Annotated in this window: 17 protein-coding genes and 1 pseudogene; 11 read left to right on the top strand and 7 right to left on the bottom strand. The window is 73.2% G+C overall.

The window, feature by feature from the left end; translation table 11 throughout:
• The first annotated feature begins 108 nt into the window (after positions 1–108).
• Positions 109–750, top strand: a complete 642-nt coding sequence (locus ABZU43_RS07585) for a ferritin-like fold-containing protein (RefSeq protein WP_238689107.1) — start codon at positions 109–111, stop codon at positions 748–750.
• 75 nt (positions 751–825) lie between these two features.
• Here ABZU43_RS07585 and ABZU43_RS07580 read toward each other — a convergent pair whose 3' ends face one another.
• The gene (locus ABZU43_RS07580) at positions 826–1,053 is read right to left on the bottom strand and encodes a DUF3107 domain-containing protein (protein ID WP_088950288.1); all 228 of its coding nucleotides are present in this window, start codon (positions 1,051–1,053) and stop codon (positions 826–828) included.
• Between the two features lie 64 nt (positions 1,054–1,117).
• Entirely contained in the window at positions 1,118–1,756 is a 639-nt protein-coding gene (locus ABZU43_RS07575) for a TetR/AcrR family transcriptional regulator (RefSeq protein ID WP_030489514.1), read from the bottom strand.
• Positions 1,757–3,387: 1,631 nt separating this feature from the next.
• Between ABZU43_RS07575 and ABZU43_RS07570 the strand changes: the two genes are divergently transcribed.
• The 6 genes and pseudogenes from ABZU43_RS07570 to ABZU43_RS07545 all read left to right on the top strand — a co-directional run bounded on the left by ABZU43_RS07570 (position 3,388) and on the right by ABZU43_RS07545 (position 10,416).
• Positions 3,388–5,325 carry a hypothetical protein gene (locus ABZU43_RS07570; protein ID WP_355006074.1) on the top strand — a complete coding sequence of 646 codons (1,938 nt, stop codon included), beginning with the start codon at positions 3,388–3,390 and terminating at the stop codon, positions 5,323–5,325.
• A 23-nt stretch (positions 5,326–5,348) separates the two neighbouring features.
• Positions 5,349–6,323, top strand: coding sequence for an alpha/beta hydrolase (locus ABZU43_RS07565; RefSeq protein ID WP_355005707.1), 975 nt, complete (start codon positions 5,349–5,351; stop codon positions 6,321–6,323).
• Positions 6,324–6,328: 5 nt separating this feature from the next.
• A complete protein-coding gene (locus ABZU43_RS07560) occupies positions 6,329–7,177 on the top strand; it encodes a DUF3152 domain-containing protein (RefSeq protein ID WP_355005706.1) in 849 nt (282 codons plus the stop codon).
• Between the two features lie 96 nt (positions 7,178–7,273).
• Complete coding sequence (locus ABZU43_RS07555) at positions 7,274–8,095, top strand: DUF3152 domain-containing protein (protein ID WP_355005705.1); 822 nt, start codon at positions 7,274–7,276, stop codon at positions 8,093–8,095.
• A gap of 56 nt (positions 8,096–8,151) precedes the next feature.
• Positions 8,152–9,400, top strand: a pseudogene (moeZ, locus tag ABZU43_RS07550) (adenylyltransferase/sulfurtransferase MoeZ).
• A gap of 179 nt (positions 9,401–9,579) precedes the next feature.
• Positions 9,580–10,416, top strand: coding sequence for a prenyltransferase/squalene oxidase repeat-containing protein (locus ABZU43_RS07545; protein WP_355005704.1), 837 nt, complete (start codon positions 9,580–9,582; stop codon positions 10,414–10,416).
• Between the two features lie 159 nt (positions 10,417–10,575).
• Here ABZU43_RS07545 and ABZU43_RS07540 read toward each other — a convergent pair whose 3' ends face one another.
• Together ABZU43_RS07540 and proB are read right to left on the bottom strand one after the other, a co-directional pair.
• The gene (locus tag ABZU43_RS07540) at positions 10,576–11,817 is read right to left on the bottom strand and encodes a glutamate-5-semialdehyde dehydrogenase (RefSeq protein WP_355005703.1); all 1,242 of its coding nucleotides are present in this window, start codon (positions 11,815–11,817) and stop codon (positions 10,576–10,578) included.
• 27 nt (positions 11,818–11,844) lie between these two features.
• Positions 11,845–13,002, bottom strand: a complete 1,158-nt coding sequence (proB, locus tag ABZU43_RS07535) for a glutamate 5-kinase (RefSeq protein WP_355005702.1) — start codon at positions 13,000–13,002, stop codon at positions 11,845–11,847.
• A gap of 13 nt (positions 13,003–13,015) precedes the next feature.
• Here proB and ABZU43_RS07530 point away from each other — a divergent pair, with 13 nt between their 5' ends.
• Genes ABZU43_RS07530 through ABZU43_RS07520 form a run of 3 tightly spaced genes read left to right on the top strand, consistent with a single transcriptional unit; the run spans position 13,016 to position 16,268 of the window.
• Positions 13,016–13,330, top strand: a complete 315-nt coding sequence (locus ABZU43_RS07530) for an MGMT family protein (protein WP_355005701.1) — start codon at positions 13,016–13,018, stop codon at positions 13,328–13,330.
• Between the two features lie 32 nt (positions 13,331–13,362).
• A complete protein-coding gene (locus ABZU43_RS07525) occupies positions 13,363–14,763 on the top strand; it encodes an MFS transporter (RefSeq protein ID WP_355005700.1) in 1,401 nt (466 codons plus the stop codon).
• Positions 14,760–16,268 (top strand): aminotransferase class V-fold PLP-dependent enzyme, encoded by a 1,509-nt coding sequence (locus tag ABZU43_RS07520; RefSeq protein WP_355005699.1) that lies wholly within the window; start codon positions 14,760–14,762, stop codon positions 16,266–16,268. The genes ABZU43_RS07525 and ABZU43_RS07520 overlap by 4 nt, the downstream gene beginning before the upstream one ends.
• A gap of 58 nt (positions 16,269–16,326) precedes the next feature.
• Here the strand turns inward: ABZU43_RS07520 and ABZU43_RS07515 are convergent, their stop codons facing one another.
• The 3 genes from ABZU43_RS07515 to ABZU43_RS07505 all read right to left on the bottom strand — a co-directional run bounded on the left by ABZU43_RS07515 (position 16,327) and on the right by ABZU43_RS07505 (position 18,938).
• Positions 16,327–16,839, bottom strand: coding sequence for a SigE family RNA polymerase sigma factor (locus tag ABZU43_RS07515; protein ID WP_355006073.1), 513 nt, complete (start codon positions 16,837–16,839; stop codon positions 16,327–16,329).
• 334 nt (positions 16,840–17,173) lie between these two features.
• Positions 17,174–18,385 carry a hypothetical protein gene (locus tag ABZU43_RS07510; protein WP_355005698.1) on the bottom strand — a complete coding sequence of 404 codons (1,212 nt, stop codon included), beginning with the start codon at positions 18,383–18,385 and terminating at the stop codon, positions 17,174–17,176.
• Positions 18,378–18,938 (bottom strand): SigE family RNA polymerase sigma factor, encoded by a 561-nt coding sequence (locus ABZU43_RS07505; RefSeq protein ID WP_355005697.1) that lies wholly within the window; start codon positions 18,936–18,938, stop codon positions 18,378–18,380. The genes ABZU43_RS07510 and ABZU43_RS07505 overlap by 8 nt, the downstream gene beginning before the upstream one ends.
• Before the next feature lie 195 nt (positions 18,939–19,133).
• Between ABZU43_RS07505 and ABZU43_RS07500 the strand changes: the two genes are divergently transcribed.
• A complete protein-coding gene (locus ABZU43_RS07500) occupies positions 19,134–19,715 on the top strand; it encodes an NADH-quinone oxidoreductase subunit B family protein (protein ID WP_355005696.1) in 582 nt (193 codons plus the stop codon).
• Positions 19,716–19,749: the final 34 nt, after the last annotated feature.

Raw genomic sequence — 19,749 nt, 5'->3', positions numbered from 1 at the left:
GGAGTTGTGGTGGTGGACAAAGAGCTCAAAAGTTCAACAACCGGGCACCACAACTCCATGATCGGCGGGGGCCGGCGCGGAGGGCAGCCACGCGATAGCCTGCCGCTCGTGTCCGCCTCCGGTTCCGCGTACGCCGACCTGTTGGGTCTGGTCGCCTTCGGCGAGCTGCTCGCCTTCGAGCGGATGGCGGGCGATGCCCGGCTCGCTCCTGACCTGCGCCGCCGGGCAGCGCTGAACGAGATGGCCGCGGCTGAGATCGCCAACTACCGGCGCCTCGCCGATCGGCTCACCGCGTTGGGCGTACCGCCCGAGGATGCGATGGCGCCCTATGTCGAGCCGTTGCAGGCGTACCACGACTCGACCGAGCCGCGGGACTGGGCGGAGGTGGTCACGAAGGCGTACGTGGGCGACGCGATCACCGACGACTTCGTTCGCGAGATCGCCGACGCGCTGGAGGAACCGGACCGGGCGCTGGTGCTGGACGTCCTGCACGACTCCCGGTACGCGGACTTCGCCGCTGCGGAGATCCGGGTGGCCGTCGCCGACGACCCCCGGGTGGCCGGTCGGCTCTCCATGTGGGCCCGGCGGCTGGTGGGTGAGGCGTTGTCCCAGGCCGGCCGTGTCGCCGCCGAGCGGGCCACCCTCACCGCGCTGATCGCACGCGACGGCCGGGTCGACGTGCCAGGGCTGTTCGGCAGGCTCACCACCGCGCACACAGCGCGAATGGCCGCCGCCGGGCTGAACAACTGACCACCCGGCCGGGTTGGCCGGCTCCGGCCTGCGGCAGGTGGGTCGAGTGCCGACCTGCCGCGATGGCCGGACCGGTCAGCGGACGGTGAACCCGACCGCCCGGGACGACGCCTCGGCGATCTCGACGTAGGCGACCTTCTCGACCGGAACGATGACCCGCCGGCCCTTCTCATCGGTCAGGGAGAGCGTGCCGCCGTTGCCGGCGAAGGCGTCGGTGACGATCTGCTCGATCTCGGCCGGCGACTGCGCGCTGTCCACTACCAGCTCGCGTGGCGCGTACTGCACGCCGATCTTGACCTCCACTGTGCCTCCTCAACTGGGGCGAGAGAACCGCCCTGCGAAGGCTATCCGATCACGGGCCCGGCGGTCAGGCTGACTCACCTTGCAGCGGGAAGCTCGCGATGCCCCGCCACGACAGCGCGGCCACCAACGCCTCAGCTTCGGCCTTCGGCACCTGTCGGCCGCCGGCCAGCCAGAACTGTGCGGCCGTCTCCGCCGCGCCGACCAGCCCGGAGGCCAGCAGCTCGGCGTGCGCCCGGCTCACCCCGGTGTCGGAGATGATGGTGTCGGTGATCGCCGCGATGCAGCCCTGCTCGACCCGCTCCACCCGCTGCCGCACGGCCGGGTCGTTGCGCAGATCCGACTCGAAGACGAGCCGGAACGCCTCGCTCTCGTGGTCGACGAAGTCGAAGTACGCCCGTACCGACGCGCTGACCCGTTCCTTGTTGTCGCTGGTACCGCGCATCGCATCCTGCACCTGAGCGACAATGGCGTCACAGTGCGTGTCGAGCAGCGCCAGGTAGAGATCCATCTTTCCGGGAAAGTGTTGGTAGAGCACCGGCTTCGAGACCCCGGCCCGCTCGGCGATGTCGTCCATCGCGGCGGCGTGGTAGCCCTGCGCGACGAACACCTCCTGCGCCGCAGCGAGAAGCTGCTTACGACGCGCGGAGCGAGGCAGGCGGGTGGGCCGGCCAGCGGTCTGTGCACCGTTCCCCGCAGCGGTCATGGGATCCTCCGAGTTCTCCGTACGAGCCGGCATTTTCCCCCCAGACCGGGCGAGGCCCGTGACCTCGGTCGTGGAAATGGCCCGCCGCTGTAACTTATCGCCACTCTCGGCACACGGTAGCCTCAGCGGGGGCGACCAAGGAGCGCGCGGTGAGTGAAACAGGGCAACCCGGAGCCGCCACCCCGGGAGAGCACGGTGACGGAGCGGGTCAGCACGACGACCCGAGCCGTTCCGTCAGTGGGTGGGCGCCTCAGGCGGGTGGGTGGCCCCGAGCCGCCGACCACGAGGACGCCCGGGATGAGGCGCCGCGCTGGCAGCCCGACCCCGCGTCGGGCTGGCGGACCTCCTCGACACGGCATGGTGACCTGCCATCGCCGCTGGTGGGGCGGTCGGGCGACCCGGAGTCGTCGGCCCGCACCAACGGCCACCAGGTCAACGGCGTGCCCCACCCGGACGACGTCAACGGCGTCCACCACCCCGGTCTCGAACCGCCCTCGGGGCGCCCCACGCCGGTGAGCGCACCGCCCGGGCTGCCCGAGGAGGGTCGCCTCGGGGCGGCCGGCGACCGGCTCGTGGTGCCCGCCCAACGTCCCGCACCGCCAGCGGAGCAGGGTGCCGTCGAGCCCGACCCGGGCCCCGCCCCACACTCCAGTGCCGATCCGGCTGCCGCGCACCGTGCCCGCTGGGCCGAGCCCGGCTTGCCCACCTCGGCCCCGCCGGCCGTCCAGGTGCCACCCGTCGGCACCGCGGCGTCGGGTTTCGAGGTTCCACCCGGTTTCCACGCGCCGATCGCCGAGCGGCTGGCCGCCGACGAGAGTCCGACCGCCCCACGCGACTGGCGGGACCCGCTCGCACCAGAGCCCGCAGCCACCTCGGGACGCAACCCGGGCCCGGCCGCCTCCGCCGACGAGGGCGAGCCCGGTCGCGCTTCCGAGGGTTCCCGCCCGGCAGACACGCATCGCGCCGACGAGGCGCATCGCACCGGGGACGTGCACCGTCCCGGCGAAACGCCCCGGGCCGGGGAGTCGTCGGCCATCGAGCCCGACTGGTCGGGGCCGAGCTGGAACCGCCCGAGCTGGGGTGGCGGGTGGGCCCCGCCCTGGTCCCGCCAGGACGACGAGCCGGCTGGCCCGGCTGCACGGGACGAGTCGGCGCCGGACTGGGTCGGCGAACCCCACCAGCCGTACGAGCCGGTGCGCGCCGAGGTGCCCCGTCCGTACGAGCCGGTGCGCGCCGAGGTGCCCCGGCCGTACGAACCCGGCCGGGTCGAATCCGCGTCCACCCCGGAACGCCCCGCCGAACCGACCAGCGCACCACCCGCCGACCGTTCCTCCTGGGCCGGTGGCGCGACGCCGACCAGTGGTCCGCCGGCTGACCGTCCGTCGTGGGCGGGTGGCGCGACGCCGACCAGTGGTCCGCCGGCTGACCGTCCGTCGTGGGCGGGTGGCGCGACGCCGACCAGTGGTCCGCCCGCTGACCGGCCGTCCTGGGCGGGTTCCGGGGCGACCGGCGGACCCCGGGCCGACCGCCCGTCCTGGGCTGGCGGGGCCGATCCCGACCCCACCAGCGCGTCGCCCGCGCGACCCTCCTGGGCCGAGGGGTCCGATCCGACGCCGACGAGCCTGCCGCCGGTGCGGCCGTCCTGGGCCGGCGGGTCCGAGGCGGCGACCAGTGTGCCGCCGGTGCGACCGTCCTGGGCCGGCGGTTCCGAACCGCCCGCCACCGGCGCGGCGGCGACGCGCCCGTCCTGGGCCGGCGGCGCCGATCCGGCACCGGCCAGCTCCCCACCGACGCGACCCTCCTGGGCCTCCAGCCCGGCATCGGCCGACCCGCCCGCACCGGCCGAGGCGACACCTCCGGTACTCGCCGGACCGCCTCCGCCTCCGCCTCCGGCTCCGGCCGGGCCACCCCCTACGCTGACCGACGCGCCACCGGCTCCGGCAGGCCCGTCGCTGGTCGCGGAGCGCTCGTCCTGGACCGGCGGTTCGCCGACGGCGAGCAGTTCCGGGGCCGAGCGGCCGGACTGGTCCGAGGGCCGGCTCCCGGCCACCCCGGTCGAGCGCCCCTCGTGGCCGGCCAGCCGGTCGGCCAGCGCCGGTGGGGGCGACGGAGGCGATACGCCTGGCCGGTCCCGGCCCGACGTCCGACCGACCGGGCCGTTCCGGCTCCGGCCGGCGACACCCGAGCCCGGTCCGTCACGCGTCGAGCCGCCCACACCGGCCGCGCCGGTGAACGGCTCGCCATCGACTGACGTCACCCCGCCCTCCACCGCAGCGGTCCTGCCCACCGACAACAAGGGTTCCGGCCGCCGCGATCAGTCCGCACCGACGTCCGCCTCCGCCTCCGCCTACGCGGCGCGCCGATCGGCTCCCGACCCGACGTCCCCGGCCGACGATGGCCGGCAATCGGCTGCGAGCGCTGTGGTGCTGCCGCAGCGCGTCCCCGCGGAACCGGACGTGCCCGTCGTGCCGGAGCCGCCAGCCGTGGAGCCACCCGCCGAAACTCCGGAACTCGCCCGCATCGCCACTCACCTGCGCCGGGACGACGAACCAGCCCCACTGCGCGAGCGCCCCGAGGGGTTCGATGTCAACGCGATCCTGGACGCCGTCCGGGAGGTGGCCGGTGTCCGCGACGCGGCCCTGCGCCGCACTCCGGCGGGTGCGCACAGTCTGCGACTGGACCTGGCCGACGGGGCCGACCCGGCCGAGGTGAGCCGGCAGGTGGCCCGGCTGCTCCAGGAGCGGATGGGGTTGGCCGCGGCCCCGCAGAATGTGCCCGGCCTGCCCAGCACGCCACCACCACCGGTTCGTCGTCGCGCGGCCGAGCCCGCCGAGCGGCGTACCCCGGAGACTCGAAACGCGGCTTCGCGCGATCCCGGCGAGGTTCGGTCGGCCGAGCCGCCGACGGTCGCCCGCCCGTCAAGCGGTCGGGTCGAGTCCCTGCCGGCCGGGCCGGAGCAGCGGACCGGCACGGACCCGACGCGCCGCCGCCGGTCGAACGCTCCGCACCGCGGGCGCGCCACGGTGGAGGAACCAGGGTCGGTCTCGTCCGCGCCGGCTGGCGCCGCGACCGGTAGCCCGGCGACGCTGGGTACGTCGTACTCCGGTGGTCAGGTGACCACGACGGAGTCGGCGCCGTCGCGGCCGCTGGAGACCGGCGGTACGCCGGGGCCCCGGGTGGTGATCGACCACGTGCAGGTCAGCACCTTCGGCCTGGACGCGAACGTGGAGGTCCGGCTGCTGGCCGGGGGCGACAGCGCCTCCGGGTACGCCACCGGGCCGGCGGTGGACGGCTACGTGTTGCGGCTCTGCGCGGTGGCGGCGGCGGCTGCGGTGGACGAGTTGCTGCGCGGTGCCGAGAACGCCGAGCGGGGGCGCTGTTTCGTCGAGCACGCCGCGGTGGTGCCCTTCGGCAATTGCGAGGTGGCCACCGTTGTGGCGCTGCTGGTCTGTGAGGGCTGGGTCGAGCAGCTCGCCGGGTCGGCCCTGGTCGCGGGTGATCCGCGTCAGGCGGTGGTCCGGGCGACGCTCGCGGCGGTCAACCGTCGGCTCGAGGCGCTGCTGTCCTGAGTGGTTCGAGGCAGACTGGAGCAATGAGACGCGCCACCCTCTGGCCGGACCACCTGCTCCCGGACGACCGCGTCCCGCCGCCATGGCCGGGGCGGGAGGTCCGCCTCGACGGCCGGGTCACGTACGTCCGGGACACCCCGGCCACCGCCCCCGGGGCGGAGCCGGCGTTGTACGTGCACGGGTTGGGCGGGTCGTCGCAGAACTGGACCGACCTGGCCGGACTGCTCGCCGACCGGCTGGACGGTCAGGCCATCGACCTGCCCGGCTTCGGCCGTAGCGAGCCGGGCCCGAGCTACACGATTCCGGCCTTCGCGAATCTGGTCGTCCGCTGGATCGAGCATTCCGGTCGAGGGCCGGTGCACCTGTTCGGCAATTCGCTGGGTGGCGCGGTCGCGGTCCAGGTCGCCGCGCTCCGGCCGGATCTGGTCCGCACCCTCACCCTGATCTCCCCGGCGCTGCCGTTCCTGGATTTTCGGCGCTCGTTGCAGGGGCGGATGCTGCCGGTGCTCGCCATTCCCCGAGGTGAGCGGCTGGTCGCCCGGCATCTCACCCAGCTTGCTCCCGAGGTGATGGCCCAGCAGGTGCTGGAGGCGTGCGTCGCCGACCTCAGCCGGATCTGCGATCAGCGCCGGGCGGAGGCGCTGGAGGAGATCCGGGTGCGGTACGAGGCCGAGCACTACGCCGCCGCGTACGTCCGGACGTTCCGTGGGCTGGTCTCCAGCTTCCTGCGGGCGTACCTGCGGGGGCAGGGGTCGCTGTGGCGCCTCGCCGAGGCGGTACGCGCGCCGACCCTTGTGGTGGGTGGTCTGCAGGACCGTCTGGTCGACGTGCGGGTCGGGCCGCAGACCGCCCGGCTCATTCCGGACAGCCGATTGATGATGCTCGAGGGCGTCGGCCATGTGGCGCAGTTGGAGGTTCCCCGGCTGGTCGCCCGCGCGGTGGTCGGTCTGCTCACCGAAACGGGGGACGCCGCGGGGCGGTCTGATCTGGCAGGCTGACCTGGATGCTCAGCTCAGCGCGCCATTCTGCTCGCCGTCGGCGACGCTTCGCGCTGGTCGCCCAACTGGTGGCGGTGGTGGTGGCCGTCGGCGCGGCGGTGACCGTGATCGCCGAAGGGCCGGGTGGGCATCCCGGCGCTGAGCGGTTGGCCGCCGAGGAGGTCAGCGCGCCGCCGCCGCTGGTGGCCGGGCCGCTGCCGCCCGCCCCTTCGCCCTCCGGCGCGGTCACGCCGAGCCCGCCCCCGGTGTTGCGGGTGCCGGGCGCGGTTCCGAGCGCGGGCACGGGCGGGTTCGGCTACGACGCCCGTTCCGGCCCGGTGCTGGGTCGGGCGGGTGAGCTGCGGCGTTACCGGGTCGCTGTGGAGTTGGGCAGTGCGGAGGACGTCACCGAGTTCGCCGAGGCGGTGGAGGCGGCGCTGGCCGGGCCGGGCAGCTGGGTCGACAGCGGCAGGTTGCGGCTCCAGCAGGTGCCGGGGGCTGCGCCTCGGGACTTCACCGTCTACCTGGCCACCGCTCGCACCGCGGGTCGGATGTGCGCGAAGGGTGGGGTCGACATCCGGATCAACGGCCGCCCGTACACGTCCTGTCGGGCACCCGGCCAGGTGATCATCAACCTGGATCGGTGGCGGTTGTCAGTGCCGCACTTCGTCTCGGCCGGTGTGCCGCTGACGGTCTACCGGACGTACGTGGTCAACCACGAGGTGGGTCACCAGCTCGGGCATCGGCACGAGCGCTGCCCCGGCAAGGGCCGGCAGGCTCCGGTGATGATGCAGCAGACGCTGTTCCTCGACGGCTGCCGGGTCAACCCCTGGCCGTACCTGAACGGGCGTCGCTACACGGGCCCCGCCCTCTGAGTAAGACACGCCGACCATTGACCCCTCCATCAGGCGTCTTGCGGCAATAGCGGCAAAAACGGAGAAATGCCCGAATAATCTGGCAGGCTTGATCCTATGACGCCGTCGTCCCCTTACGGCCCGCCCCGGCCGCCCGAGCCCAGCTCGGCGTTGCGGGATGCGCGTCCCGCGTTCGTCCGGATGCACCGGCGGCGTCGTCGCAGCATGCTGCTCGGTCTCCTCGTGCTCGCGGGCGCCATCGGGGTGACTGTGAGCCGGGGCGGCGAACCGTCGGTCGAGCCTCCGGCCACCACGCAGGGCGGAATGGGCCACGGAGGTGGGGCGGCCGCGCACCCGGCGCCCACCGGCTATCCGTCGGTCGGAGCGGGACGCTTCACGGTGGCCGACGGCGAGACACCGGTGCACGGCACGGACGGGCCGCTGCACCGATACCGGGTCGTCGTGGAACGCGGCGCCGGCCAGGACGCCGACGTGTTCGCCTCCCGGGTGGACGAGGTGCTGACCGACCCGCGCAGTTGGATCGCGTCCGATGAGCTGCGGGTGCAACGGGTGGCCGACGCCGGGGCCGCCGACTTCACCATCTACCTGGCCACCCCGGTCACGTCCGAGCGGATGTGCGCCGAGGGCGGGTTGACCACCGAGCGCTACACCTCCTGTCGCCTGCCCGGCCAGGTCATCATCAACCTGGCCCGCTGGATGGAGGCGGTCCCCGACTACGGCGCCCCGCTGGACACCTACCGGACCTACGTCATCAACCACGAGGTGGGCCACGAGTTCGGCAAGGAGCACGAGGCGTGTCCGGGTCCGGGGGAGCCCGCCCCGGTGATGCAGCAGCAGACGTACGGGCTGCAAGGCTGCGTCGCCAACGCCTGGCCGTACCTCGACGGCCGTCGCTACGCGGGGGACATCGTCCCCTGATCCGCCGGGTCGTCGGTTATTCCCGCTCCCGCATACCGGACCACGTGTCGTCCCTCATGGCCGAGGAGGGCTCCCGCGAGCAACAATGGCGCGGTTCACACCGCCGATCCCGGGGAGTCCACCGTGTCGTTGCCCCCGCTCGTCGAGCCCGCCGCCGAGCTGACCGTAGACGAGATCCGCCGCTACTCACGCCACTTGATCATCCCGGACGTCGGGGTGACCGGCCAGAAGCGGCTGAAGAACGCCCGGGTGCTCTGTGTCGGCGCCGGTGGCCTCGGGTCGCCCGCCCTGTTGTACCTCGCCGCGGCCGGGGTCGGCACGCTCGGCATCATCGACTTCGACACCGTCGACGAGTCGAACCTCCAGCGCCAGGTCATCCACGGCGTCTCCGACATCGGCCGGTCCAAGGCCGAGTCGGCCGCCGCGTCGATCCGCGAGATCAACCCCCTGGTGAAGGTGGAGATCCACAACACCGCGCTGGACCGCGAGAACGTCCGCGAGATCTTCGCCCAGTACGACCTGATCGTCGACGGCACCGACAACTTCGCCACCCGCTACATGGTGAACGACGCGGCGGTGCTGCTGGGTAAGCCGTACGTCTGGGGGTCGATCTACCGCTTCGACGGCCAGGCGTCGGTGTTCTGGGCCGAGCACGGCCCCTGCTACCGCTGCCTCTACCCGGAGCCGCCGCCGCCCGGCATGGTTCCCTCCTGCGCCGAGGGCGGCGTGCTCGGCGTGCTCTGCGCGTCGATCGGTTCGATCCAGGTGAACGAGGCGATCAAGCTGCTCACCGGCATCGGTGAGCCGCTGGTCGGCCGCCTGATGGTCTACGACGCCCTGGAGATGGAATACCGCAAGATCAAGGTCCGCAAGGACCCGAACTGCGCGCTCTGCGGCGACAACCCGACGGTCACCGACCTGCTGGAAGACTACGAGGACTTCTGCGGCGCGGTTTCCGAGGAGGCCCAGGAGGCGACGCTCGACTCGACCATCACCGCCCTGGAGCTCAAGGAGTGGCAGGACGCCGGCAAGGACATCTTCCTCGTCGACGTACGCGAGCCGGCCGAGTACGAGATCGTCCAGATCCCCGGCGCCACCCTGATCCCCAAGGGCGACATCATCTCCGGTGAGGCCCTCGCGAAGCTGCCCCAGGACCGGCAGATCGTGCTGCACTGCAAGTCGGGCGTCCGCTCGGCGGAGGCGCTCGCCGCGCTCAAGGCGGCCGGTTTCAAGGACGCCGTGCACCTGCAGGGCGGCGTGCTCTCCTGGATCAAGCAGATCGACCCGTCGCTGCCCGCGTACTGACCGATCGAGCCGGCGCGGCCCTGGCGCGGCCACGCCGCCGCGCCGGGGCGGCCCGCGCGACCGCCCCGGCGAATCGACGCAGATGACGCCGAGCGGCCGTCCGGCCGGAGCGACGCAGCCATCCCGGGCTGGCCGATTCTCCGAGGCGGCATCGCGTCTGCGCAGGTAGCGTCTCCGCCGTGGTCGACTTGGAAGCCGCGATCGGGTTCGTCGTGGCGCACGGGGATGCGGTGGAACGCGCCCGCCTCTCCTGGCTCCGCAACGGCACGGCCGTGCCCGCCGAGTTGCTGGAGACGGCCGAGGTCGGCCAGTCACCGGACGGCGGTTGGCCGGCCACCTGGGGCGGCGAGGTCGCCTCGATCGACGCCACCTGCTTCCGGCTCGTCGAGCTGGACGACCTGGGGGCGCTCGGCCGTCCCGCCGCCCGCCGCGCTCTGGACTGGCTGGCGTCCCGGCAGCAGGCCGACGGCGGTTGGGAAGAGGACGCGTCGCTGGCCGACTCGGCACCGGAGTGGGCCCGTCCCGGCGACCCGGAGGCCGGGTTCCTCGTGTCGGCCAACGCCGGCTTCTGGCTCACCGTCGCCGGCCTGGACGCCCGGGCGTCCGGTCCGCTCGACCATCGGGTCGGTGGGGCGTATGCCGGGGTGGTGCAGGCGGCTGCCCACTCGCTCGCCGCGCGGCTGCGCCCGGACGGCAGCTGGCCGTCGTACCTCGCGGCGGGCTGGCTGAGCGCGGCCGTGCTGCACCGGCAGGAGATGTTCCAGGAGTCCGCCCGGATCCAGGTGGCGCTCGCCGAGCGGATGCCGAAGATGTCCCCCGGGGACGTGGCGTGGCTGGCGGCCACGTTGCGCCGCGCCGGCGTCGACCCACAGGACTGGATCATGGTGCGGGCGCTGCGTCGGCTGACCGAGACCCAGCGCAGCGACGGCGGCTGGGAGAGCGACGACGGCCACCAGTTCGACGTGCACGCCACGCTGGCCGCGATCCGGGCGGCCCGCCCCGCGCCACCCCGCTGAGCCACCCGCGCCCCGGCCTCACCCCGGCCCCGCCCCGGCCCTCCAACCTCGGCGATCTTGCAGTTCCTGTCGCGTATTTGCGAAAAAATGCCCCTTATGTCGGGACAGTAACTGCAAGATCGCGGGCGGGCGGGCGGGCGGGAGGGCGAGGGCGAGGGCTTAGCGCACGTGACCGTCGCCGGTGACGACGTACTTGGTGCTGGTCAGCTCGGGCAGGCCCATCGGGCCGCGAGCGTGCAGCTTCTGGGTGGAGATGCCGATCTCCGCGCCGAAGCCGAACTCGCCGCCGTCGGTGAACCGGGTCGAAGCGTTCACCATCACCGCCGCCGCGTCCACCCGCGCGACGAAGTCACGGGCCGCGCTCGCCGAGTCGGTGACGATCGCCTCGGTGTGGCCGGTGCCGAAGCGGCGGATGTGCGCGACCGCCGCGTCCAGCGAGTCCACCACCGCCACCGAGATGTCTGCGGACAGGTACTCGGTGGCGTAGTCCTCCTCGGTCGCCGGGACCACTGCGGCGGAGTGGGCGGCCACCTCGGGTGAGCCGTGCACTGTCACCCCCGCCTCGGCGAACGCGGCCAGCACCAGCGGCAGGAACGCGTCGGCGATGCCCGCGTGCACCAGCAGCGACTCGGCCGTGTTGCAGGTGGACAGGCGTTGCGTCTTGGCGTTCAGCGTCACCGCGACGGCCTTCGCCAGGTCGGCGGCGGCGTCGACGTAGACGTGGCAGTTGCCCACCCCGGTCTCGATCACCGGCACTGTCGACTCCTCGACCACTGTGCGGATCAGCGACGCGCCACCGCGCGGGATGAGCACGTCGACGAGACCCCGGGCGCGCATCAGCTCCTTGACCGAGTCACGGGAGCTGGCGTCGAGCAACTGCACCGCGTCGGCGGGCAGACCGGCCCCGGCGACCGCGTCACGCAGCACCGCGACCAGCGCGGCGTTCGAGTGCGCGGCCGACGACGAACCGCGCAGCAGCGCCGCGTTGCCGGACTTGAGGCAGATCCCGGCGGCGTCCACCGTCACGTTGGGCCGCGCCTCGTAGATGATGCCGACCACCCCGAACGGCACCCGGATCTGGCGTAGCTCCAGGCCGTTGGGCAGGGTGGACCCGCGGACCACCTCGCCGACCGGGTCGGGCAACGCGGCCATCTCCCGCAGCGCGTCGGCGATCCCGGCGACCCGACCCGCGTCGAGCGCGAGCCGGTCCAGCACGGCCGCGCTCAGCCCGGCCTCGCGGCCGGCCGCCAGGTCCGTCTCGTTCGCGCTCAGGATCTCCGGGGTACGGGCCACGAGCGCGTCGGCCATCGCCACCAGCGCGGCGTCCTTGACGGTACGGGTGGCAGTGGCCAGGTCGGCGGCGGCGTCCCGCGCCCGCTTCGCCTGCTCGACGACGCTCATCGACTACTCCTCAGCTGGGCAGTTGGCTTACAGCAGCACCAGGTCGTCGCGGTGGACGACCTCTCGTTCGTACGCCGGGCCGAGCGCCGCGGCGAGTTCGGACGTGGAGCGGCCGAGCAGCCCGGGTAGCTCCACCGCGTCGTAGTTGACCAGCCCTCGGGCGACCGACGCGCCGGCGGTGTCCACCAGGTCCACCGGGTCGCCGGCGGTGAACGTGCCGTCCACGGCGGTGATGCCGGCCGGGAGCAGCGACTTGCGCCGCCCGACGACGGCGGCGACGGCGCCCGGGTCGAGGTGCAGCCGGCCCCGGGGTGAGGTGGCGTGGGCCAGCCAGAACAACCGGGCCGTCGGACGTCGCCGCTGCGGGTGGAAGAGCGTGCCGACCGGTTCACCGGCCAGCGCCGGCGTGGCCAGGTCGGCGGCGGTGAGCACCACCGGGATGCCGAAGCCGGTGGCGATCCGCGCGGCCTCGACCTTTGTCACCATGCCACCGGTGCCGACGCCGGACCGGCCGGTCCCGCCGATGGTGATGCCGGCGAGGTCCGTGTCGTCGCGCACCTCGGCGATCCGGGTCGAGCGCGGGTTGGTGGGGTCACCGGTCCAGAGCGCGTCCACGTCGGAGAGGAGCACCAGCAGGTCGGCGTGCACCAGCGCGGCCACCAGGGCGGCCAGCCGGTCGTTGTCGCCGAACCGGATCTCCTGGGTGGCCACCGTGTCGTTCTCGTTGACGATCGGCACCGCCCGCAGGTCGAGCAGCTTGCGCAGCGTCCGGTACGCGTTGCGGTAGTGCGCTCGCCGGGTCACGTCGTCGACGGTGAGCAGCACCTGCCCGACGGTGCGGCCGTGCCGGGCGAAGCTGGTCGCGTACCGGCCGATGAGCAGCCCCTGCCCGACGCTGGCGGCGGCCTGCTGGGTGGCCAGGTCGCGCGGGCGTCGGGACAGCCCGAGCGGGGCGAGCCCGGCGGCGATGGCGCCGGAGGAGACCAGCACCACCTCGCGCCCCTCGGCGGTGAGTCGACCGAGGGTGTCGACCAGCGTGTCGACGCGCTCGTCGGCCAGCCCGCCGGTGGCGGTGGTCAACGAGGAGGATCCGATCTTGACGACGACCCGCCGGGCCGTCGTGACTGCGTCGCGCACCCGACCATTCTGCGTGGTTACCGCCGCACCGCCCGGCGGCGTTCCCATATGGTGGCGGATTGTGACTCCAGACGAGTACGTCGAGGCGGTTCTCGACCTGGTCGAGCGGATCCCGGAGGGCCGGGTCATGTCGTACGGCGGGGTGGCCGACGCCCTGTCCGAGCGCTCGGGCCGCGCCTCGGCCCGGTTGGTCGGCAGCATCATGGCCCGGCACGGGGGCTCGGTGCCCTGGCATCGGGTGGTGACCGCGAGTGGTCGACTGCCGCCGGGACACGAGCGGGAGGCGCGGTCCCGACTGCGGGCCGAGGGGGTGCCGCTGCGCGGCGAGGGTGTGGACATCGCGGCGGCGGGCTGGTCGCCCGATGAGGGGATGTGACCCCCGACTCAACGTGAGTAATGTTCGGCCCCATGAAAACGCCGCCGGGCCCCGGCTCGCTGCCTCGACGGGTGCACGCCGGCTACGCGCTCGGCTCCCTGGCGACCGGAGCGTTCGGCACAGTGCCCGGTCTGCTGCTGCTGCCGTACCTGACCGACACGCTGGGTGTGGCCGCCGGGCTGGCCGCGCTGCTGGTGCTGCTGCCCAAGGCCTGGGACGTGCTGGTCAACCCGGTCGCCGGGCGGATCTCCGACCGCACCCGGTCGCGGTGGGGCGCCCGCCGGCCGTACCTGCTCGTCGCCGGCCTCGCGCTCGCCGTCCTGTTCGCGTCGATCTTCGCCGCGCCGTTCGGTAACGGCTCGGGCGCCGCGGCGTACGTGGCGTTCGCCTTCCTCGCCACCGCCACCGCGTTCGCCTTCTTCCAGGTGCCGTACGTGGCGATGCCGGCGGAGCTGACCGGCGACTACGCCGAGCGAACCCGGTTGATGACCTGGCGGATCGCGGTGCTGGCGCTGGCCATCCTGGTCTCCGGCGCGGTCGCGCCGCTGGTGGTCAGCGCCGGTGGTGACGGCGTGGCCGGGCACCGCTGGATGGGCCTGTTCGTGGCGGTGCTGATCGCCCTCGGCGCCCTCGGCGCGTTCCTGGGCACCCGGTCCGCGCCGACCGGCACCGTGGGCGAGAGCGAGCCGACGCTGCGCGCCCAGCTCGCCGTGGCCGGCGCCAACCGTCCGTTCCGGGCACTGCTGATCTGCTTCGTGGTGCAGTCCGCCGGGGTGGCGACGATCCTGGCCGGGGTCAACTACTTCGCGGGGCAGATCCTGCGCGACGAGGAGAGCGGGCCGACCCTGCTCTTCGTCTGCTTCGTCGGGCCGGCGCTGCTGGTGATGCCGGTCTGGAGCCGGATCGGTGCCCGGCTGGGCAAGCGCACCGCACTGGTGGTCGCCTCGCTGATCCTTGCCGTCGGGGCCTTCGCCCTGGTCGCCGCGCCGGTGCTGCCGGCGGTCGCCGGCTATCTCCTGGTCGCGCTGATCGGCGTGGGGTACGCCGGACAGCAGGTCTTCGCACTGGCGATGCTGCCGGACTGCATCGCGCACGAGACGGCGCGCACCGGTCGACGGCAGGCGGGCGTCTTCACCGGGCTGTGGACCGCCGGTGAGACCTTCGGCCTGGCGCTCGGCCCGGGCATCTACGGACTGGTGCTCCAGCTCTCCGGCTACGTGTCCTCCGACACCGGCTCGGCGGCGGCCCAGTCCGACACGGCGAGGCTGGGCGTCCTCCTCGGCTTCACGCTGATCCCGGCCCTGCTGATCGCCCCGCCGATCCTCCTGCTCCGCCAGTACACCCTCACCGCCCACAGCGACCTGGCCGATCAGGGAGTTGTGCTCGGGGACGAAAGCGTTGACCGCCACGAGAAGGGCACCGTTACCCCATGATCGACGAGAGCAGGGTTGAGGCCGGAGCGCTTTCCGCCACCGGGGTTCCAGCGGAAGAGGTTCTGGAAGAGGTGCGCAAGCTGCGGGCGGGTGACGCCCCCACCCACGGGGGACGGCTGTTCGCGTACGTCTACGACCCGGCGGTCCCGGGGCTGGACGAGCTGGCCGCCGCCGCCCACCGGGAGAGCGCGCACGTCAACGGGTTGGACCCGACCGCGTTCCCGTCCCTGCTGGCCATGGAGAACGCGCTCGTCGGCGCCGCCGGCCGGGTGCTGCGCGCCGGCCCCGGCACCACCGCCCCGGACGTCGTCGGCAGCGTCACCAGCGGCGGCACCGAGTCACTGATCCTCGCCGTCAAGACCGCCCGGGACGCCCACCCGGAGATCTCCGAACCCCGGATCGTGGTGCCGTCGAGCGCACATGCGGCATTCGCCAAGGCGGCGCACTACCTGCGGGTGGCGCTGGACGTCGTGCCCGTCTCCCCGGAGACGCTGCGTCCCGACCCGGCCGCGATGGCCGCCGCGATCCGCCCGGAGACGGTGCTGGTCGCCTGCTCCGCGCCGTCGTACGCGCACGGGGTGGTGGACCCGGTCACGCAGATCGCGGCCGCCGCGGCCGAGGCCGGGGTTCGCTGCCACGTGGACGCCTGCTTCGGCGGCTGGACCCTGCCGTACCTGCGTCGGCTCGGGGAGCCGGTGCCGCCGTTCGACTTCGCGGTGCCCGGGGTCACCTCCATCTCGGTCGACCTGCACAAGTACGCGTACGCGCCGAAGGGGGTGTCGGTGCTGCTGCACCGCGACGCCACGCTGCGCGCCCCGCAGTACTTCGCGTACGCCGACTGGCCCGGCTACACCATGATCAACCCGGTGATCGCGTCCACCCGCTCGGGCGGCCCGATCGCCGCCGCGTACGCCACCCTGCGGCACCTCGGCGACGAGGGTTACCTGCGGCTGACCGCCCTCACCCGAGACGCGGTGGCCGGGCTGGCCGACGCGGTCCGCGCCGTCGACGGGCTGCGGTTGATGGCCGAGCCGGAGTCGACGGTCGTCTGCTTCACCGCCACCGACGGTGCCCCCGACCTGTTCGTCCTGGTCGACGAGCTGACCGCGCGGGGCTGGCACACCCAACCCCAACTGTCGTACGACGGCCTGCCCGCCAGCGTGCACCTCACGGTGACCGCCGCTGTCGCGCCCCGGGTCGCCGAGTTCGGGCCGGACCTGACCGCCGCTGTGGCCGCAGCCAGGGCCGCCGGCCCGGTGCGGCTGCCCGCCGAGCTGGCGGCACTGGTCGGTGCGCTGACCCCCGAGGCGCTGACCCCGGACCTGATCGCCGGCCTGGCCGCCGGGCTGGGCCTGGGTGGCGAGGAGGGATCGGACGCGGGACCGCTGCCGGAGCGGATGGCACTGGTGAACACACTGCTCGACGCCGCGCCATCGGCGCTGCGCGAGCGGTTGCTAGTGGAATTCGTCAGTCTGCTGCAACGCCCCAACTGGGCGCCGAGCTGACCGTGCGGCTACGGGCCCGGCCTTCGGTGCCGGCCGGGCCCGTAGCCGCAGGGCGATGTCAGACCTTGCCCGTCTCCTCGATGCTCTCGTCGAGCAGTTCCGCCAGCGCTGTCCGGCCGCGGTGCAGCCAGGACTTGATGGTGCCCTCGGCCACCCCCTCCTGACTCGCTATCTCATTGACCGGCAGGTCGGCGAGGTAGCGCAGGATGACGGCCCGCCGGTGGTGGGCGGGCAGTTGGGCCAGCGCAGCGTCGATCGCCACCCGATCGGGCGTCGGCCCGGCCATCGTGGCCTCGACCCGCCGTTGCCGGAGCAGGTGGTTGCGCGCGGTTTGGAGCCGCCGCCAACGGCTCCGGGCGAGGTTCAGGGCGACCTGCCGGACCCAGGCGACCGGGTCGTCGTACCGGGCCAGCCGGTCCCACCGGGTCAGGGCCCGGCAGAACGCCTCCTGCGCGAAATCCTGGGCCTGTGAGAGGTCGCCCACGTAGGCACTCAGTTGGCTGGTCACGCTGCGAAAGTGCGCGTGGTAGAAGTCGTCGAAGCTCTCGGTCGTGCTGCGCTCTCCGGCCATCGCGGCAATTGCCGCCGGTGGCTCGTTGGCACGGGTTCCCGTCATCACTGTCACTGCCTCCCCGTTCGCCGTCGGGCCCGTACCCGAGGCGGTCGTACCACTCGCTCAGCGGGGATCGTTTCCGTGGTCCCCGCTGTCGGCGGTCCTGCTCGGCGCGCCGTACCCCCGTAGAAGCCCGGAACGGGCCTCGGGGTTGCCGCCGACGCTGTGGATCGACTGTCGTATGGGGGACTGAGTGGCGAGGCGGGGTCGGACGCGGGGCCAGCGCCCGCGTGGTGAGCGGAGCGCCGGCCGCGTCGTACGCCCCCGTGGCGTACGACGCGGCCGGCGACCGTCAGCCGTAGGTCAACGTCATCTGAACCAGGTTGTCGGCTCTGTTGACGTCCGGCAGGACGTCACGTTCGCTGTCCATCGGCTGGACGTCCACGTCCGCCTTGTTCGTGCTCAGCGTGATCCCTTCGAGCACCCGGAAGTCCAGGTCCAACCGCATCTCCGCCCCGGCGGCCAGCTGACCCAGGCGGCAGGTGATCGGTTCGACGCTGTCGTGGACGCCCGCGCACGTGCCCCACCCGTCGACGTCCGCGCGCACCGCCGCGGGCACGCCCAGCCGCAGCACCACGTGGGCGACCGGGCCCGTGCCCCGGTTACGAATCCGTACCGTGGCCGTACCCGTCCGGGAGCCGTCGTCGGCAGTTCTCAGCACGAGGTCACCGGTGGTGACGGAGACGTCCGCCAGGTTCGGGTTCGGACCGAAGCTCGTCGGCCCGGAGACCTGGCTGAAGGCGTCACCCTTCCAGCGGTAGCCCCGCCACTGCCGTTGTGACCACCTGGCGTTCCAGCCACCCCCGGGAGCGATGTCACCGACCTGAACACGAACCGTGCCGTCGCCCACGACATCCAGCGCGAACAGCCACTCCGGCTTGTCGATGGTGGTCGCGACCACCCGGCCGACAGTCGTGGCCTTTCCTTCCTCGTCGCGGTCGAAGGCGACCACCTGCATCGGCCCGCGGGTGCCGAGCACGCACTGCACGAGAGCCACTGTCTCCGCCGCGCCGTCGCCGTCGATGTCGCCGTGGTCGAGCGCCAGGAGCCAGTTCGCGCCCTCCCGTGCGTCGGCGGTGAGCCGCGTCTGCGACGCCGGGCAGCCTCGTCCGGCCCGCCATGCCGGCAGGGTCACCGGCACCCCCAGCAGTTGGGCCCGGCTGAACCGGCCGTCCGGAACCCCGATGGTCGGGCTGGCACTGGTCCCGGCAGGGCTGGGGGTCGGACTCGTCGGCGTCGGCGTCGGCGTCGGTGACGCCGAGATGCTCGGCGTCGGGTCGACCGGACCGGGCCGATGGTCCGGGCCGCTCAACGCCGCGTATCCGACGGCCGACCCGCCGAACAGGGCGAGCGCCGTCGTGGCGGTGGCAGCCAGCCGGCGTCGGCCGCGGCCTCGTACGGTCCGTCGAACGGCGGCGGGCCCCGGCGCCTCGACCTCCGCCAGCGCGGTACGGCGGTAACGGGCGAACTCTTCGGCGAGGTCAAGAATCTCCTGCTCAGACATCCCGCACCTCCTCAAAGGTGTCGCGTAGGTGAGTGGCGAGCGCGGTTCGGCCCCGGTGCAGCCAGGACTTGACGGTCCCTTCGGCGACCTGTTCCTGGGCGGCGATCTCCGCGACCGTCAGGTCGGCGAGGTAGTGCAGTACGACGGCCCGCCGCTGTTTCGGCGGCAACTTCGCCAACGCGGTGTCGACGGCGACCCGGTCGGGGCTCGGCTCCGCGGCGTGTGTCTCGCGCTGCCGCAGCAGCCACTGCTGGGCGGTCCGCAGCCGCCGCCAGCGGTTGTGTCCGAGATTCCACGCGACCCGACGGACCCAGGCCAGGGGGTCCTGGTATCCGGCGAGCCGGTCCCAGCGGGCGTACGCCCGACAGAACGCCTCCTGAACCAGGTCCTGTGCCTGCCCCCGGTCACCGGTGTACGCGGTCAGCTGCACCACCAGGCCGCGGTAGTGGGCGTGGTAGAAGTCGTCGAAGACCAGCTCTGCCGGCGCGGAGGTTGCGGCTCCCGGTGGGTCCGGTGGGCGCCCACCCACCGGCACATCTCGTGTCACAAGCACTTGTCCTCCCCGTGGCGGCTGCCAGCGTCGTGTTCGCCAGCACCGGTCACACAAGCGAGCGCACCGGTAGGTTGCGCGTCAATCGCTGCCGATCTTTGTCGGCTCGGGGACAATTGGTGGGCCGCTCGGGCCGATCACCGCCGGACCGCACGGACGCCGGCTGTGATTCACTGTCGGTGAGGAGAGGGGGCGGTCGTGCAGCTGCCGGCAGTGCTCGGCGAGCCGATCCGGTTCGTGCTGAACTGGGGGCGCCGCTACTCGCTCTGGGTGTTCAACTTCGGTCTGGCCTGCTGTGCCATCGAGTTCATCGCCACCAGCATGGGTCGGCACGACTTCATCCGACTCGGCGTGATCCCGTTCGCCCACGGCCCCCGCCAGGCCGACCTGATGGTGGTCTCCGGCACGGTGACCGACAAGATGGCCCCGGCGATCAAGCGCCTGTACGACCAGATGCCCGAGCCGAAGTACGTCATCTCGTTCGGCGCCTGCTCCAACTGCGGCGGCCCCTACTGGGATTCGTACTCGGTGACCAAGGGCGTCGACCAGCTCATCCCGGTCGACGTGTACGTGCCCGGCTGCCCGCCCCGGCCGGAGGCGTTGCTGCACGGCATCCTGCGCCTGCAGGAGAAGATCGCCGCCGAGCAGTCCGGCATCGGAGGTGTGCCGCAACGGGACGTGCTGGCCGCGCCGCTGGACGCCCCGCCTCGCGAGGCCGCCGCGCCCCGCTCGGTCGACTCGCTCACCGCCCCGCCGGTACGCCCACCAGCCGCGACCTGACAGCGTGCGTCGCCACCCTGTTGTGGACCCGCCG

It is taken from the genome of Micromonospora sp. NPDC005205, assembly GCF_040608275.1.
Classification (GTDB): Bacteria; Actinomycetota; Actinomycetes; order Mycobacteriales; family Micromonosporaceae; genus Micromonospora.
The sequence above is the reverse complement of the archived record's forward strand: the minus strand, read 5'-3'. Positions and strand labels throughout refer to the sequence as shown.

Bases quoted from the DNA above. Each gene is read 5' to 3' on its own strand.
- ABZU43_RS07540 (WP_355005703.1), bottom strand. From the start codon at position 11,817: ATGAGCGTCGTCGAGCAGGCGAAGCGGGCGCGGGACGCCGCCGCCGAC.
- ABZU43_RS07515 (WP_355006073.1), bottom strand. From the start codon at position 16,839: ATGGCCGGAGAGCGCAGCACGACCGAGAGCTTCGACGACTTCTACCAC.
- ABZU43_RS07555 (WP_355005705.1), top strand. From the start codon at position 7,274: ATGACGCCGTCGTCCCCTTACGGCCCGCCCCGGCCGCCCGAGCCCAGC.
- ABZU43_RS07565 (WP_355005707.1), top strand. From the start codon at position 5,349: ATGAGACGCGCCACCCTCTGGCCGGACCACCTGCTCCCGGACGACCGC.
- ABZU43_RS07575 (WP_030489514.1), bottom strand. From the start codon at position 1,756: ATGACCGCTGCGGGGAACGGTGCACAGACCGCTGGCCGGCCCACCCGC.
- proB (WP_355005702.1), bottom strand. From the start codon at position 13,002: ATGGGAACGCCGCCGGGCGGTGCGGCGGTAACCACGCAGAATGGTCGG.
- ABZU43_RS07560 (WP_355005706.1), top strand. From the start codon at position 6,329: ATGCTCAGCTCAGCGCGCCATTCTGCTCGCCGTCGGCGACGCTTCGCG.
- ABZU43_RS07525 (WP_355005700.1), top strand. From the start codon at position 13,363: ATGAAAACGCCGCCGGGCCCCGGCTCGCTGCCTCGACGGGTGCACGCC.
- ABZU43_RS07510 (WP_355005698.1), bottom strand. From the start codon at position 18,385: ATGTCTGAGCAGGAGATTCTTGACCTCGCCGAAGAGTTCGCCCGTTAC.
- ABZU43_RS07520 (WP_355005699.1), top strand. From the start codon at position 14,760: ATGATCGACGAGAGCAGGGTTGAGGCCGGAGCGCTTTCCGCCACCGGG.